The organism is Rathayibacter sp. VKM Ac-2762 (genome assembly GCF_009866585.1).
In the GTDB taxonomy this organism is placed as follows: domain Bacteria; phylum Actinomycetota; class Actinomycetes; order Actinomycetales; family Microbacteriaceae; genus Rathayibacter.
This window is the reverse complement of the sequence record NZ_CP047419.1, coordinates 3,333,857-3,347,912: the sequence shown is the minus strand read 5'-3', so window position 1 is coordinate 3,347,912 and position 14,056 is coordinate 3,333,857. Positions and strand designations below refer to the sequence as shown.

Here is a 14,056-nt window from a genome sequence, read left to right as displayed (position 1 = left end):
ACTCCTCATCACGGTGCGACTCCCGCCAGGGCGGGCTTGAACCCCGCTCGCACGTTCTCGCAGCAGCCGGGGCGGCAGACGTCGTACCAGGGGCCGAGCGCCGTCATCGAGGCCCGGTCCTCGGTCGGCACGCCGTTGACGCGCTCGAGGACCAGGTCGACCAGGCCGGAGACGTAGACCGGGTCCGTGCCGGGGGTCGCGACGCGGAGTGCGACGAGTCCGTGCTCCTCCGAGGTCTCGAGGGCCTCGTTGTCGAGGTCCCACATGACCTCCATGTGGTCGGACACGAAGCCGAGCGGGACGATCAGCAGCGCGCGGCGGCCGCGGGCCGGCAGCTCCGCGATGGCGTCGTTGATGTCCGGCTCGAGCCAGGGCTGGGTGGGCGGGCCGGAGCGCGACTGGTAGACCAGCTGCCAGGGCACGTCCTCGTCCGTGGCGGCGGCCATGACGACCTCGGCGACGGCGAGGTGCTGCGCCTCGTAGGCGCCGCCCGGTCCGAACTCGTGCACGTCGACGACGGTGCCGTCGTCGTGGCGCTCGTGGGGTCCGCTGCGCTCGGCGTCGGCCATGGGGATCGAGTGCGTCGAGAACAGCACCTCCACCTCGGACGTGACATCGAGGTCGGGCATCCGCTCGCGCAGCTCGTCGAGCCCGTCGTGGACGGCCTTGACGAACGGCATCACGAAGCCGGGGTGGTCGAAGAACTGGCGCACCTTGTCGATCCGCAGCTCGCCCTCGAGGCCGGTCGCTTCGAGCGCCGCCGCGTAGTCCTCGCGGTACTGCCTGCAGGACGAGAAGGAGGAGTACGCGCTGGTGGCGATGGCGAGCAGGTTGGTGAACCCGCGCTCCTTCGCCTCGGCGACGGCCTCGCTCATGTAGGGCGCCCAGTTGCGGTTGCCCCAGAGCACGGGGAGGTCGATGCCGCGGTTCGCGAGCTCGGCCTCGAGCGCCTTCTTCAACGCGCGGTTCTGCGCGTTGATCGGGCTGACGCCGCCGAAGTGGCGGTAGTGGTGGGCGACCTCCTCGAGGCGCTCCTCCGGGATGCCGCGGCCGCGGGTGACGTTGCGGAGGAACGGGATGACGTCGTCCTGACCCTCGGGCCCGCCGAAGCCGGCGAGGAGGATCGCGTCGTAGGCCACGGGGACCTCGACGTGCTCGGGGCCGGACGCCGCCGCGGGGGTGGCCCCGCGGACGAGGATCGGCTCGCTGGTCGTGTCGCTCATCGGAGCACCTCGGCGATCTGGTCGGCGTCGATGCGCCGGCCTGTGTAGAAGGGGACTTCCTCGCGCACGTGGCGGCGGGCCTCGGTGGCGCGCAGGTCGCGCATGAGGTCGACGAGGTTGACGAGCTCCTCGTCCTCGAGGGCGAGGATCCACTCGTAGTCGCCGAGCGAGAACGAGGCGACCGTGTTGGTCAGGACGGAGCGGAACCGCGAGCCCTGGCGCCCGTGCTGGGCGAGCATCGCGCGGCGCTCCTCCTCGGGGAGGATGTACCACTCGTAGGAGCGGACGAAGGGGTAGACCGTGAGCCAGCGGGCCGGCGCCTTCCCGCGCATGTAGGCGGGGAGGTGGTTCGAGCTGAACTCGGCGTCGCGGTGCACGCCCATCGCGTTCCACGTCGGCAGGAGGCCGACCAGCAGCTCCGTGCGCCGCAGCTCGCGGTAGGCCCGCTGCAGCTCCTCGGGCGCCGGGCCCGTGAGCCACAGCATGATGTCGGCGTCGGCGCGCAGGGCCGAGACGTCGTAGGTGCCGCGGACGGTCACGCCCTCGCCCTCGAGCTGGGCGACGAGGTGCTCGTACTGCTTCACCGCGGGATCCACGGCGTCGCTGGAGAGGGTGAACGGACGTGCGGGATCCCTGCGGAGAACCGCCCAGAGCGTGTATCCCAGGGCCTGATCGGAGTGATCCTGATCGGCGGGGGGCTGCGGCGCCGGAGCGGCGGCGCTCGTGTCGGGGGCGGACTGAACGGGACCCGCCGTGCCGGCGGTCTGATCGGTCATTGATCCATCATCCCTCCGCTCGTGCCGATGCACAAAAGCGACGGGGGCTCTGGCGCCCGAGGGCCCGGGACGCTAGCGCCCCGGGCCCTCCGGCGCTCAGTCCTCGATGATCTGCTTCGCGACGCCCCAGACGACGAGGCCCACGGCGGCGGCGGCGCCGACCGCTCCGGCGATCAGCGCGGAGGGGTTCTGGCGGCGCACGACCTGGAGCTTGCGCTCGATCGTCCGCTGGGCGGTACGCACCTTGCGCGGCACGTTGACCTTGTACTCGATCGCGTCGAGGGTCGCGGCGAGCTCGGAGCGGGCGCGCTCGATGTCGGCCTTCAGCTGGCCGGGCTTCAGCTCCGCCGGGTCGACGAAGCGGGGCGTGGTGCTGCTGACGGATCGCTCAGTTGTCATAGCTGCCCACTCCCTTGAACGCCTGGACGTCCTTCTTGATGCTGTCGATCGAGTCCTGCGGCACCGGCGGCACGGCCTTCTTGATGGTGCGCACGCCGACGAGGGCGAGGATCACGGCCACCAGGAGGAAGAAGACCGTCACGATCAGCGCCGACAGCCAGGCCGGAAGCCAGGAGGCGATGCCGATGATCGCGAAGGCGACCAGCGTCGCCCACGCGGTCAGGAGGAGGAAGGCCGCGACCGCGAACAGGCCGACGGCCAGACCCGCGCTCTTCGCCTTGCCCGCCAGCTCGTTCTTCAGCGAGGCGACCTCGGCCTTGACGAGCTCGATCACGAGGCCGGGCAGGTCGCTGACCAGCTCTCCCAGTGATCGGGCGTTCTTGGGATTGCGTTCGTTCACCACGGGAGCTCCTCGAGGGTGGGACGTGCCGGCCGGCGCGCGCCTGGCACGGCCGGAGGGATGAGCACTAGGCCCTGCTGGTGGAGGTGGACGCCGTCGACCCGCCGGAGCCGGCCGACGCCGCGGCCTCGTCGACCTTCGAGGCCGCCTTGCGGGCGGCCGCCGACGCCTCCGCGTCGCTCGCTCCCTGGGCCTTCCTGCCGCCGGACACGGCCTTGACGACCACCGAGCGCACGACCTCGTACGCCTTGTCCGAGACGCTGCTCAGCTGGGTCTTCGCGGCACCGCCGACGGCGCCCGCGACGTCCTGCACCGGCTGGGTCCGCCAGAAGCGGCCTGCCGCCGAGGCGATCTGCTCGTACCGCTTGCGGCCGGCGCGTGCTCCCAGCACGTACCCGGCTGCGGCTCCTGCCACGAAAAGAATCTTGCCCTTCACGCCTACTCCTCGTCCTGGGTCGCTCTCGCGATCGTCCACGCGGTCGGTGACCACTCGTGCCGGGGCACGCCGCGCGCTCGCGCGGATGCCTGGGCCTAAGAGTAGCCGTCGGCGTCGCGGGCGTCGCTCGGCAGCCCGACTCCTTGACGCACCAGTCGGCGCCGGATAAGGGCGGCCGTCTCGGCGGCGTGCGGGAGCACCGAGGCGAGGCCCGTGCCCGCGATCCAGGTGCCGGTCACGGCGACTCCCTCGATCGGGAGGAGCGCCTCGCGGAACGCCTCCAGGTGCGCGCGGCGGCCCAGCGCCGCGGCGGGCCGGACGTTGGCCCAGCGCACCCGGGCGGAGTCGACGAGCGACGCCGGATCGAGGGCGAGTCCGAGCAGCGTCGAGGCGTCGAGCAGGGCGATCGCGGCCGCCTCGGCATCGGTGCGCCCCTCGAGCGGCGGGCGCTCGCCCGGGCGCCCGTAGGAGAGGCGCAGCACGTGGCGGCCGGGAGGGAGGGAGGCGGCCAGCCAGTCCCACTTCGCGGTCGCGTGCGTGATCGCCTTGGCCGTGACGTCGGTGGCAATGGGCGCCACGAGCACGCCGGAGCCGCGGGGGGCTGCGTCCAGGCGGGCGTCGTCGAGGACGAGGGTCACCAGCTCGACGGAGTCGTGGGGCGCCTCGTCTGCGCGGTCCGCGACGGCGGGAGCGAGGCCGGCGAGCAGCGCCCGGGCGTCGCGCTCCGGCGTCGAGACGATCACCGCTCGGGCGCTCAGAGCGCCGTCGGCGAGGGTCAGGACGAAGTCCCCGTCGGAGCCCTCGAGCCGCTGCACGGAGGCGCCGGTGCGGATCTCGCCGGAGAGGTAGTCGATCCGCTGGACCAGCGCGGCGACCAGGCGGTGCATCCCGCCCTCGAGCCCGCGGACCGCGACTCCGGCCGGGAGGTTCGCGCGGAGGGCGGCCACGGCCCGGGCGAGGGAGCCCGCGCGGGTGAGCGCGCCGTTCAGTCCGGGTGCGGCGAGGTCGACGTCGATGTCGTCCGGCCGGCTCGAGTAGACGCCGGAGACGACCGGCGCGACCAGGTCCTCGAGCACGCGCTCGCCCATCCGGGTGCGCACCAGCTCGGCGAGGGAGTGGGCGCGGCCGATGCGCAGCACCGGCATCAGGGTGTCGAGCCAGGCGCGCCAGGCGCCGCGGCGGCCGATCGCCCGCACGACGTCGGGGGCGAGCGGCGTGCCGGGGATGCCGAGGATGCCGGCCCGGGGCGACGGCACGGAGCGGCCGCCCGAGAGGTGCAGCCACGAGCCGTGCGTCCGCGGCTCGACGATCGACTCGGCGAGCGGGACGCCGTCGAGGGTCAGCGCGGCGAGCGCCCGCTCGACGTGGCCGCCCCGGGTGGCGAAGCTCTCGGCGCCCGCGTCGAGCAAAGCGCCGGCCAGCGCGAGCGGGGAGACCGAGCCCCCGACCCGCTCCCCCGCCTCGAGCACCACGACGCGCAGGCCGATGCGCAGGCACTCCGCGGCGGCGGCGAGCCCCGCCACTCCGCCGCCGACGATCGCGACGTCGTACGACGCCGCGTCGCGGGGGCGCTCCTCGCTCACGGCCGCCAGGCGTGCACGAACGCGACGAGGCGCGTGAGCACGTCGGGGTCGGTCTCGGGCGGCACGCCGTGGCCGAGGTTGAGCACATGCGCGGGGGCGCTCAGGCCTCGGCGGAGCACGTCGTCGACGTGGGCCTCGAGGACCTCCCACGGCGCGGTCAGCAGCGCCGGGTCGACGTTGCCCTGCACCGGCACGAAGCCGCCGAGGCGGTGGTTGGCCTCGTCGAGCGGGATCCGGTAGTCGACGCCCACCACGTCGGCGCCGATGCCGTGCATCGCTCCGAGCAGCTCGCCGGTGCCGACGCCGAAGTGCACGATCGGGACGTTGCGGCGCGTCTCCCCGTGGTCGAACGCCAGGTCGCGCACGTGGACGAGGGCGCGCGCGGAGGCGGGAGCGACGTGGGTCGTGTAGTCCGAGAGCGAGAGCGCCCCGGCCCAGGAGTCGAAGAGCTGCGCGGCGCTGGCCCCGGCGAGCACCTGCGCGCGGAGGAAGCGGCCGGTGACCTCGGCGGTCCACTCCATCAGCTGGGCCCAGGCGGCGGGGTCGGCGTGCATCATCGTCCGCGCGCGCAGGTGGTCCTTGGACGGGCCGCCCTCCACCAGGTAGGCGGCCAGGGTGAAGGGAGCGCCGGCGAAGCCGATGAGCGGGGTGTCGCCGAGGCCCGCGACGGTGCTGCGCACGCCCTCGCGGATGGGCTCGAGCGTCTCGTCGAGCACGGACGGGTCGATCGAGGCGAGCTCGGCGACGTCGGCGGCCGTGCGCACCGGCTTCTCGAGCACCGGACCGCGCCCGGGGACGATGTCGACGCCGACGCCCGCGAGCCGCAGCGGGATCACGATGTCGCTGAAGAAGATGGCCGCGTCCACTCCGTGGCGCCGCACCGGCTGCAGGGTGATCTCGCTCGCCAGCGCCGGGTCGAGGCAGGCGTCGAGCATCTTCGTGTCGGTGCGCAGGGCCCGGTACTCCGGGAGGCTGCGGCCGGCCTGTCGCATGAACCAGACGGGCGTCCTCTCGCCCCGCTCGGAGCGGTAGGCGCGCAGGAGCAGCGAGTCGGCCGTGCGGCCGGCGGAGAGGGGGTGCAGCGGATCGAGCAGGCCGTCGGTGGGGGAGGTCACCGCGGCATTATTCCAGGCGCATCCGTGCATTCCTCCCCAGTCCGGGGACCCCGCCCCGCAGAGCGCGCGTAGACTGACGTGGTGCTTCTGTGTCTGACGGCGTCGCACAAGAACGCCAGCTTCGATCTCCTCGAGAAGCTCTCCGTCGACTCCTCCGCCGTGACCGCGGCCCTCTCCGAGGGGATCGACTTCGTCTCCGGAGCCGTCGTCGTCGCGACCTGCAACCGCTTCGAGGCCTACCTCGACATCGAGGAGCCGCTGACCGCCGCGCAGGCCGTCGCCGTCGAGGCCGCCACCGCCGCCGTCAGCGCCGCGACCGGCGTCGAGCAGGACGAGCTGCGCGGGAGCGTCGACGTCGTCTCGGGCGACCGGGTGGCCGAGCACCTCTTCGCCGTCTCCAGCGGGCTCGAGTCCGTCGTGGTCGGCGAGGGCGAGATCGCGGGCCAGGTCCGCCGGTCCCTCGAGGAGGCGCGCCGCCTCGGCACCACCTCCTCCGAGCTCGAGCGGCTGTTCCAGCGCGCCTCGCAGACCTCGCGCGGCATCAAGAACCGCACCGGCCTCGGCAGCGCCGGCCGCTCGATCGTGCGCCTCGCGCTCGACCTGGCCGCGAGCCGCGTCACCGACTGGCGGGCCGCCCGCGTCCTCCTCGTCGGCACCGGCAGCTACGCGCGGGCGACCGTCGCGGCCCTGCGCGACCGCGGAGTGGTGGACATCGCCGTGCACTCCCCCTCCGGCCGCGCCGAGGGCTTCGCCGCCCGCCGCTCGCTCCGGCCCATCGCCGCCGCCGATCTCGCGCTCGAGGCGGTCTCGGCCGACATCGTCATCACCTGCACCACGACCCAGGAGCCGGTGCTCGACGCCGCTCTGCTCGCCGCCGGGCGCCTCCAGGGCTTCTCCCGCGAGCGCCAGCTCGTGATCGACCTGGGCCTGCCGCGCAACGTCGCCTCCGACGTCACCTCGGTCGCCGGCGTCGAGCTCCTCGACCTCGAGACGATCAGCCTGCACGCGCCTCTCGACGTGCTCGACGCGTCACAGCAGGCGCGCGCGCTCGTCGACAAGGCGGCCCGGAAGTTCTCGGACGTCGCCGACGAGAAGAGCCTCACTCCGGCCGTCGTCGCCCTGCGCGCCCACGTGTTCGACGCGCTCGACGCCGAGATCGAGCGGGCCCGCTCGCGCGGCGACGAGGACGGCCGCACCGAGCAGGCGCTCCGCCACCTCGCCGGCGTGCTGCTGCACACCCCGAGCGTCCGCGCCCGCGACTACGCGCGCGCCGGAGCGCAGGAGGCGTACCTCACCGGGCTCGAGGCGCTCTTCGGCATCGAGGTCCCGGCCGAGCCCGCCGCCGCGCGCCCCGACTCTGACGCCGCTACCGCGTGAGCCTCCGGCTCCCCTTCGACGCGGAACCGCTGCGCTCCGCGCCGCTGCTCACCGAGCGCCTGCTCCTGCGTCCCCTCGGACCGGAGGACGCCGAGGACCACGCGCGCTACCAGGGCGACGCCGACGCCGTCCGGTTCCTCCGCTGGCCGGTGCGCACCCCCGAGGAGTCGCGGGCGCACCTGCAGCGCCGCCTCCCCTCGACACGGCTCGCCGCCGACGGCGACGTGGCCGTGCTGGCGATCGTCCCCCGGGAGGGCGTCCTCGCCGGGCGGATGATCGGCGACCTCACGCTCATCGCGACGTCCGTCGAGCAGGAGGCGGTCGAGATCGGCTGGGTGCTGCACCCGGAGGCGCAGGGGCGCGGCTACGCGACCGAGGCCGCCCTGGCGCTGCTCGACCTCGCGTTCGACACCCTCGGCGCCCACCGCGTGATCGCGCAGCTCGACGCTCGGAACACCGCCTCCGCCCGCCTCTGCGAGCGCCTCGGGATGCGCCTCGAGGCGCACCACCGGGAGGACGAGTTCTGCAAGGGCGAGTGGACCTCGACCCTCGTCTTCGCCCTGCTCGCCCGCGAGCGCTGACCGCAGGGCCGGCTGGACCGCGTTCGGCGGGACGCCGCCGGCCCGTCCGGTCGGCGGCGTCCCGGAGGAGCGTCAGGCCCCGCGGAGCCCGGTGAAGAGGTACGACTCGAGCTGCTCGAGCGGGATGCGCTCCTGCTTCATCGTGTCGCGGTCGCGGACGGTCACGGCGTCGTCCTCGAGCGAGTCGAAGTCGACGGTCACGCAGTACGGGGTGCCGATCTCGTCCTGGCGGCGGTAGCGGCGGCCGATCGCTCCGGAGTCGTCGAAGTCGACGTTCCAGAGCTGGCGCAGCTGGTCGGCGACGCGGCGCGCGAGCGGCGAGAGGGCCTCGTTGCGCGAGAGCGGCAGCACGGCCACCTTCACCGGCGCGAGGCGCGGGTCGAGGTGCAGCACGGTCCGCGTCTCGACCTTGCCCTTGGCGTTCGGCGGCAGCTCCTGCTCCTCGTAGGCGTCGACGAGGAACGCCATGAGCGCGCGGGTGAGGCCGAACGACGGCTCGATCACGAACGGCACGTAGCGCTCGTTCTTGTTCTGGTCGAAGAACGAGAGGTCCTTGCCCGAGTGCTCGATGTGCGTCTTGAGGTCGTAGTCGGTGCGGTTCGCGACTCCCATCAGCTCGCCCCACTCGCCCGAGGCGAAGCTGAAGCGGTACTCGATGTCGACGGTGCGCTTCGAGTAGTGGGAGAGCTTGTCCTTCGGGTGCTCGTACTGCCGGATGTTCTCGGGGTTCATCCCGAGCCCGACGAACCAGTCCCAGGCGAGCTGCATCCAGGTCTCCTGCCACTCCTCGTCCGTGCCGGGCTCGACGAAGAACTCGAGCTCCATCTGCTCGAACTCGCGGGTGCGGAAGATGAAGTTGCCGGGGGTGATCTCGTTGCGGAACGCCTTGCCGATCTGGCCGATGCCGAAGGGCGGCTTGCGACGGGCGCTCTGCAGCACGTTCGCGAAGTTGGTGAAGATGCCCTGGGCGGTCTCGGGACGCAGGTAGTGCAGCCCCGACTCGTCGTCGACGACGCCGAGGTAGGTCTTCATCAGGCCCGAGAACTGCTTGATCTCGGTCCACTGGCCGACCTTGTCGGGGTGCTCCGGGTCGGGGATGTCGGCGAGGCCGTTCACGGGCGGGTGGCCGTTGACCTCCTCGTACTTCTCGAAGAGGTGGTCGGCGCGGTAGCGCTTGTGGGTGATCAGCGACTCGGTCAGCGGGTCCGAGAAGACGCCGACGTGTCCCGAGGCGTGCCAGATCGCCGTGGGCAGGATGACCGCGGAGTCCAGGCCGACGACGTCGCCCCGGCCCTGCACGAAGGTCTTCCACCACTGGCGCTTGATGTTCTCCTTGAACTCCACGCCGAGCGGCCCGTAGTCCCACGCGGAGCGGGTGCCCCCGTAGATCTCACCCGAGGGGAAGACGAATCCCCTGTGCTGCGCGAGGGTGATGACTTTGTCGAGGGTGGTGGGTTCTGCCACGGGTTGCTCCTCAGCTGTTCGGGCGCACGGGGCCCCGGCGCGCGCCGGCTGCGCGCGTCCTTCTGGTGTGCCCCCATGGTAGCCGCGGGGGCGCCGCGACGGTCCGTCCGCGGCGGGCATGATGAGCGGATGAGCACCCTCCCGCCGATCGTCGTGTCCGCCGTCGCCGTCCTCCGCGACCGGCGCGTCCTGATGGTCACGGCGCGGGGCCGCGACGCCCTCTACCTCCCCGGCGGCAAGGTCGACGAGGGCGAGAGCGGGATCGAGGCGGCGGCCCGCGAGGCCCGCGAGGAGCTCGGCGCCGTCGCGCTCGGCCTCGAGCCCCTGTTCACCGTCCGCACCCAGGCGCACGGCGAGCCGGAGGGGCGGGAGGTCCACATGAGCGTCTTCGCCGCCGAGCTCGACCGGGAGGCGCGCCCGAGCGGCGAGATCGACTCGCTGCACTGGGTCGACGGCTCCGATGCGGGCCGCTGCCCGCCCGCCGGGGTCGAGACCCTCCGGCTGCTGCGCGGTCTCGATCTCGTCGACTGACCCTCCGGCTCCGGGCCGACCGCGGGGCGGCTAGCCTCGTGGCGTGGAGACGAGACGGCGTGCACGGGACCGGTCGAGCGCGGAGGAGCCGGACCGGCTCGAGCCGGTGCGACTGGAGGCGGCCGTGCCCATCCTGCGGATCTTCTCGGTCGCCAAGGCGGGCGAGTTCTACGTCGACTACCTCGGCTTCGAGGTGGACTGGGAGCACCGCGCCGCGCTCGACGCCCCCCTCTACCTGCAGGTGTCGCGCTCGGGGCTCCGCCTGCACCTCAGCGAGCACCACCGCGACGGCAGTCCCGGCGCCGCGGTGCACGTCGCCCTCCGCGGTGTCCGCGAGCTGCACGCCGAGCTCGACGCGAAGGCGTACCCCTACCTCAACCCGCGGATCACCCGCACGCCGTTCGGCTTCGCGCTCGACGTGATCGATCCGTTCGGCAACCAGCTGCGCTTCGCGGAGCCGGCCCCGGTGCCGCGCCTGCCCTGATCGGTGCACGTGAGGGTGCTTGTACAACCTGAGCGCCGACTGATCAACCGTTCACCGGCCGTCCATGCACTTCGGAGTCCCATCCTTTAGCGTGGCTCCGATGGCTTCACGGGGGACGATCGAGCGGCCGGACACGGCCCGGGCAACGGGACGGCAGCGCCGACCGCGGCTCCGCTTCATGGAGGCCGCACCGCTGGCGACGGGCCTGCTGGGCTCGATCGCGATCCTCCTCGGCTCGCTCGGCGTGGGCTACCTGCCCGCCGGCTCGCCCATCCGCGACTGGCCTCTCGTCGCCTCGATCCGCGCCACGGGCTGGCTCACCGAGTCCAGCGGCGCCCTCGTCGTGGGCGGCGGGATGCTGCTGCTGATCGCGTGGCTCCGCCTGCGCACGGTCGCTCTCGCGGCGGGCCCCGGCTCCGTCCGCACCATCGTGGTGGCGGCCCTCGCCTGGACCGCTCCGCTCCTCGTGACGGTGCCGCTGTTCAGCCACGACATGTTCTCCTACGTGGCGCAGGGTCGCCTGATGACACAGGGCATCGACCCCTACACCCACGGCGTCGCGACGCTCCCGGGCTGGTTCGACCTCGGCGTCGACCCGCTCTGGGCCGACACGCCCACGCCCTACGGGCCCCTCTACCTCCTGATCGAGCGCACCGCCGTGCAGTTCGCGGGCTACGGCGCACCGGAGCTCTCGATCGCGATGCTCCGCGCCGTGTCGGTCGCGGGCGTCGCCGTCATGGCCGTCTACGCGCTCCGCCTGGCGCGCCTGCGCGGCCTCTCGGTCCCGCTCACCGCCTGGACGATCGTCGCCAACCCGCTGACCCTCGTGCTCTTCGTCGTCGCCGGCCACAACGACTCCGTGATGCTGGCGCTCATCCTCGCGTCGCTCTACTACGCCCAGACCGACCGGCGCATCGCCGCCGTCGTGCTGATGGCCGGAGCGATCGCGATCAAGCCGATCGCCGTGATCGCGCTCCCCGTGCTCGCGCTCCTGTGGCTGCGCCACGACGCGACGTGGCGTGAGCGCACCCGCGGCTGGCTCTGGACGGGCGCCGGAGCGCTCGGCCTCGTGGTCGCCGTCGGGCTGCTCGCGGGCGTCGGGGTCGGCTGGGTCGCGGCGATGGTCGTGCCCGGCTCGATCCTGCACTGGTACGCGCCGATGTCGTTCGTCACGGTCTCGGTCTCCCGCGCCGTCGAGTTCACCGGTCACGACCCCGCCGCGGCGATCGCCGTGGTCAAGATCCTCGCGCTCGGGCTCGCCGGCCTGATCGCTGCGCGCCTCATGCTGTCGCGGCGCTCCATCGATCCGCTCGCCCGCCTGTCCGGTGCGCTGCTCGCGTTCGTGACGGCGTCGACCGCCATCCACCCCTGGTACGCCCTCTGGATCCTGCCGATCGCCGCGCTCGCGCGCCCGTGGAGCCGCTCCCACGTGCACCTGGCGGTCTACGCGTCGATCTTCCTCATGTGCGTCACGCTCGCCGAGCCGATCGACGGCGGAGGCGGCACGATGGACCAGATCCCGGCGCGGGTCGCGACGATCGCCGCGATCGCCGTGGTCGGGATGTACGTCCTCCTCGGCTACACGGACGAGGAGCGGGTCGAGGGCCTGCCCCTCGTGCGCGCGCTGCCGTTCGGCTCCGTGATCCTCGCCCGCCTCAGTGGCGGCCGCCTGGTCGACGCCCGGATGGCCGCGACGCGCCTGCGCGACTAGCCGGAGCCGCGGCTCAGGAGTCGGACTCGTCGCTCCGACGGCGAGTGCGGCGGTCGAGCGCGGCCTGCGCCGTCTCGGCGGCCGAGTCCGGGGAGCCGACCGGCCCGGTGGGACCGGCGAGGGTGCTCGAGAGCGACGACAGCCAGCCGGAGTCGTCGCGGCCGGCGTTCAGCGCATCCGAGAAGAGGGGGAGGTCGCTGCGGGCGGCGTGGATCGCGTAGGACTCGCGGGAGAACCCGTTGTCGGGGACGACGGGCGTCCTGCGGGACGCGCGCGTGGCGTCCGGGGCCTGCTCCTGTCGCGAGGCGTCCGACGCCTGCTCCTGGCGGGCGTCGCGCTCGTCGCGCGGGGTGCTGCTGTCGTGGTCCACGGCGGTCCTCCTGCTCTCCGCCCCGAGCGGAGGGACGGGCGCCGCGATGACGGGGCGGCGCCCGGTCAGGCTACCCCTCGTTCAGGGCGTGGCGTCGTCGTCGGCCTCTGATCGTGGCGCGGGGCGCCAGACGACCAGCTCGGTCCGGCGCTGCGCGCGCGTGCCGTGGCGCAGAGTGACCACGTCCCCCTCGAGTCCGGCGGCGAACACGCGGCGGCCCGGCCGGTTCAGGAGCTCGTCGGCGAGGGCCGACTCCAGCTCGCGCACCCGCTGCGAGAGCGACTGCACCTGGTTCTCGAGCTGCAGGATGCGCGCGATGCCCTCGAGCGAGACGCCCTCGGAGGAGAGCCGGGCGACCTCGCGCAGCTGCACCACGTCGCGCATCGAGTAGCGGCGCGACTTGCCCGCGGTGCGGGTCGGGCTCACGAGCCCGAGCCGGTCGTACTGCCGGAGCGTCTGCGGGTGCATCCCCGCCAGCTCGGCGGCGACGGCGATCGCGAAGACGGGCGTGTTCTCGTCCATGTCTCCTCCTCCGACCGGTCGCGCCGATCCGGTGCTAGTAGCGGGCCTTCTCCAGGATGTCCTCGCGCGGGTCCTCGTCCGGCTCGGCGGCGGCGTAGGCCTCGAGGGCTTCACGGGCGGCGGCGGACAGGTGGCTCGGGACGGCGACCTGCAGGACCGCGAGCAGGTCGCCCGTGCCCTTGGGAGTCGTGACGCCGCGGCCCTTGACGCGCAGGACGCGGCCGCTCGGGGTGCCTGCGGCGACCCGGAGCTTGACGGGCTCGCCGCCGAGGGTCGGCACCTCGATCGTCGCGCCGAAGACGGCCTCGACGAAGGTCACGGGGACCGTCACGCGCAGGTTCAGCCCGTCGCGCTCGAACACCGGATGCTTGCGGACCGAGACGGTGAGCACCAGGTCGCCGGGATCGCCGCCGTCCGGGCTGGGGCGGCCCTTGCCGCGGACGCGGATCTTCTGGTCGTCGGCCACGCCGGCCGGGATGCGCACCGAGAGGGTGCGCCCGTCGCCGGTCTGCAGCTGGACGGTGTCACCCCGGGTCGCGGTGCGGAAGTCGATGGTGGTGCTGGCGGTGACGTCGGCGCCCTTCTGCGGGCCGCCGAAGCCGCGGTAGCCGCCGCTGGGCTGGCCGAAGCGGCTGCCTCCGCCGCCGAACATGCCGCCGAGGATGTCCTCGAAGCCGGGCGGCGGGCCCTGCTGGGTGCTGTACGAGGTGCGCCCGCCCTGGCCGAACATGCCGCCGAAGACGTCGTCGAACCCTCCGGGCTGGCCTCCCGCGGTGAAGCGCGCTCCGCCGCCCATGGCGCGGATCTGGTCGTACTCCTTGCGCTGCTCGGCGTCCGAGAGCACGGTGTACGCCTCGCTGATCTCCTTGAAGCGCGCCTCGGCCTTCGCGTCCCCCGGGTTGGAGTCGGGGTGGAACTGGCGGGCGAGCTTGCGGTAGGTCTTCTTCAGGTCCGCGGCGGAGACGTCCTTGGACACGCCGAGGACCTTGTAGAAGTCCTTGTCGAACCAATCCTGGCTGGCCATGTGCCTCTTCCTGTGTCGAATGCGGCGAGGGACCCCGCCCCGGTCCGGCAGCGGGCTGCC

Annotated in this window: 16 protein-coding genes; 5 read left to right on the top strand and 11 right to left on the bottom strand. The window is 73.3% G+C overall.

The features are described 5' to 3' along the window. Positions 1 to 8: 8 nt before the first annotated feature. The 7 genes from GTU71_RS15735 to hemE form a co-directional block, all read right to left on the bottom strand. Positions 9 to 1,223, bottom strand: coding sequence for a ferrochelatase (locus GTU71_RS15735; protein ID WP_159940965.1), 1,215 nt, complete (start codon positions 1,221 to 1,223; stop codon positions 9 to 11). Beyond that, the gene (gene hemQ, locus GTU71_RS15730; RefSeq protein WP_104233087.1) at positions 1,220 to 1,999 is read right to left on the bottom strand and encodes a hydrogen peroxide-dependent heme synthase; all 780 of its coding nucleotides are present in this window, start codon (positions 1,997 to 1,999) and stop codon (positions 1,220 to 1,222) included. The genes GTU71_RS15735 and hemQ overlap by 4 nt, the downstream gene beginning before the upstream one ends. A gap of 96 nt (positions 2,000 to 2,095) precedes the next feature. Next, entirely contained in the window at positions 2,096 to 2,398 is a 303-nt protein-coding gene (locus GTU71_RS15725; protein WP_104222879.1) for a DUF3618 domain-containing protein, read from the bottom strand. Then, positions 2,388 to 2,798 (bottom strand): phage holin family protein, encoded by a 411-nt coding sequence (locus tag GTU71_RS15720; RefSeq protein WP_244229489.1) that lies wholly within the window; start codon positions 2,796 to 2,798, stop codon positions 2,388 to 2,390. Before GTU71_RS15720 ends, GTU71_RS15725 begins: the two co-directional genes overlap by 11 nt. A gap of 67 nt (positions 2,799 to 2,865) precedes the next feature. Then, a complete protein-coding gene (locus GTU71_RS15715) occupies positions 2,866 to 3,213 on the bottom strand; it encodes a YtxH domain-containing protein (RefSeq protein WP_159940963.1) in 348 nt (115 codons plus the stop codon). A 116-nt stretch (positions 3,214 to 3,329) separates the two neighbouring features. After that, positions 3,330 to 4,817, bottom strand: coding sequence for an FAD-dependent oxidoreductase (locus GTU71_RS15710; RefSeq protein WP_244230585.1), 1,488 nt, complete (start codon positions 4,815 to 4,817; stop codon positions 3,330 to 3,332). Further along, positions 4,814 to 5,962, bottom strand: a complete 1,149-nt coding sequence (gene hemE / locus GTU71_RS15705; protein ID WP_159940961.1) for a uroporphyrinogen decarboxylase — start codon at positions 5,960 to 5,962, stop codon at positions 4,814 to 4,816. The genes GTU71_RS15710 and hemE overlap by 4 nt, the downstream gene beginning before the upstream one ends. A gap of 51 nt (positions 5,963 to 6,013) precedes the next feature. On the opposite strand from hemE, the gene GTU71_RS15700 reads away from it, so the two are divergent. Together GTU71_RS15700 and GTU71_RS15695 are read left to right on the top strand one after the other, a co-directional pair. After that, positions 6,014 to 7,309, top strand: coding sequence for a glutamyl-tRNA reductase (locus tag GTU71_RS15700; RefSeq protein WP_104222952.1), 1,296 nt, complete (start codon positions 6,014 to 6,016; stop codon positions 7,307 to 7,309). Continuing rightward, positions 7,306 to 7,890, top strand: coding sequence for a GNAT family protein (locus GTU71_RS15695; protein ID WP_244230584.1), 585 nt, complete (start codon positions 7,306 to 7,308; stop codon positions 7,888 to 7,890). Before GTU71_RS15700 ends, GTU71_RS15695 begins: the two co-directional genes overlap by 4 nt. A gap of 72 nt (positions 7,891 to 7,962) precedes the next feature. Here the strand turns inward: GTU71_RS15695 and GTU71_RS15690 are convergent, their stop codons facing one another. After that, positions 7,963 to 9,354 carry a glycine--tRNA ligase gene (locus GTU71_RS15690; protein WP_104226140.1) on the bottom strand — a complete coding sequence of 464 codons (1,392 nt, stop codon included), beginning with the start codon at positions 9,352 to 9,354 and terminating at the stop codon, positions 7,963 to 7,965. 129 nt (positions 9,355 to 9,483) lie between these two features. Here GTU71_RS15690 and GTU71_RS15685 point away from each other — a divergent pair, with 129 nt between their 5' ends. The 3 genes from GTU71_RS15685 (at position 9,484) to mptB (ending at position 12,080) form a co-directional block, all read left to right on the top strand. Continuing rightward, positions 9,484 to 9,885, top strand: a complete 402-nt coding sequence (locus tag GTU71_RS15685; RefSeq protein WP_159940959.1) for an NUDIX domain-containing protein — start codon at positions 9,484 to 9,486, stop codon at positions 9,883 to 9,885. Between the two features lie 43 nt (positions 9,886 to 9,928). Further along, on the top strand, positions 9,929 to 10,369 hold the full coding sequence (locus GTU71_RS15680) for a glyoxalase superfamily protein (RefSeq protein ID WP_208543318.1): 441 nt from the start codon (positions 9,929 to 9,931) through the stop codon (positions 10,367 to 10,369). Positions 10,370 to 10,469: 100 nt separating this feature from the next. Then, positions 10,470 to 12,080 (top strand): polyprenol phosphomannose-dependent alpha 1,6 mannosyltransferase MptB, encoded by a 1,611-nt coding sequence (gene mptB / locus GTU71_RS15675; protein WP_146078786.1) that lies wholly within the window; start codon positions 10,470 to 10,472, stop codon positions 12,078 to 12,080. Between the two features lie 13 nt (positions 12,081 to 12,093). Here the strand turns inward: mptB and GTU71_RS15670 are convergent, their stop codons facing one another. The 3 genes from GTU71_RS15670 to GTU71_RS15660 form a co-directional block, all read right to left on the bottom strand. Further along, positions 12,094 to 12,450, bottom strand: a complete 357-nt coding sequence (locus tag GTU71_RS15670) for a hypothetical protein (RefSeq protein ID WP_159940957.1) — start codon at positions 12,448 to 12,450, stop codon at positions 12,094 to 12,096. Positions 12,451 to 12,531: 81 nt separating this feature from the next. Further along, on the bottom strand, positions 12,532 to 12,972 hold the full coding sequence (locus GTU71_RS15665; protein WP_104222887.1) for a MerR family transcriptional regulator: 441 nt from the start codon (positions 12,970 to 12,972) through the stop codon (positions 12,532 to 12,534). 34 nt (positions 12,973 to 13,006) lie between these two features. After that, positions 13,007 to 13,996: a DnaJ C-terminal domain-containing protein gene (locus GTU71_RS15660; RefSeq protein WP_104222888.1), complete on the bottom strand. Its 990-nt coding sequence runs from the start codon at positions 13,994 to 13,996 to the stop codon at positions 13,007 to 13,009. Positions 13,997 to 14,056: the final 60 nt, after the last annotated feature.

What these genes read in the sequence shown, in the direction of transcription:
- GTU71_RS15735 (WP_159940965.1), bottom strand. Translation starts at nt 1,223, where the DNA reads ATGAGCGACACGACCAGCGAGCCGATCCTCGTCCGCGGGGCCACCCCC.
- hemQ (WP_104233087.1), bottom strand. Translation starts at nt 1,999, where the DNA reads ATGACCGATCAGACCGCCGGCACGGCGGGTCCCGTTCAGTCCGCCCCC.
- GTU71_RS15725 (WP_104222879.1), bottom strand. Translation starts at nt 2,398, where the DNA reads ATGACAACTGAGCGATCCGTCAGCAGCACCACGCCCCGCTTCGTCGAC.
- hemE (WP_159940961.1), bottom strand. Translation starts at nt 5,962, where the DNA reads ATGCACGGATGCGCCTGGAATAATGCCGCGGTGACCTCCCCCACCGAC.
- GTU71_RS15685 (WP_159940959.1), top strand. Translation starts at nt 9,484, where the DNA reads ATGAGCACCCTCCCGCCGATCGTCGTGTCCGCCGTCGCCGTCCTCCGC.
- mptB (WP_146078786.1), top strand. Translation starts at nt 10,470, where the DNA reads ATGGCTTCACGGGGGACGATCGAGCGGCCGGACACGGCCCGGGCAACG.
- GTU71_RS15665 (WP_104222887.1), bottom strand. Translation starts at nt 12,972, where the DNA reads ATGGACGAGAACACGCCCGTCTTCGCGATCGCCGTCGCCGCCGAGCTG.
- GTU71_RS15660 (WP_104222888.1), bottom strand. Translation starts at nt 13,996, where the DNA reads ATGGCCAGCCAGGATTGGTTCGACAAGGACTTCTACAAGGTCCTCGGC.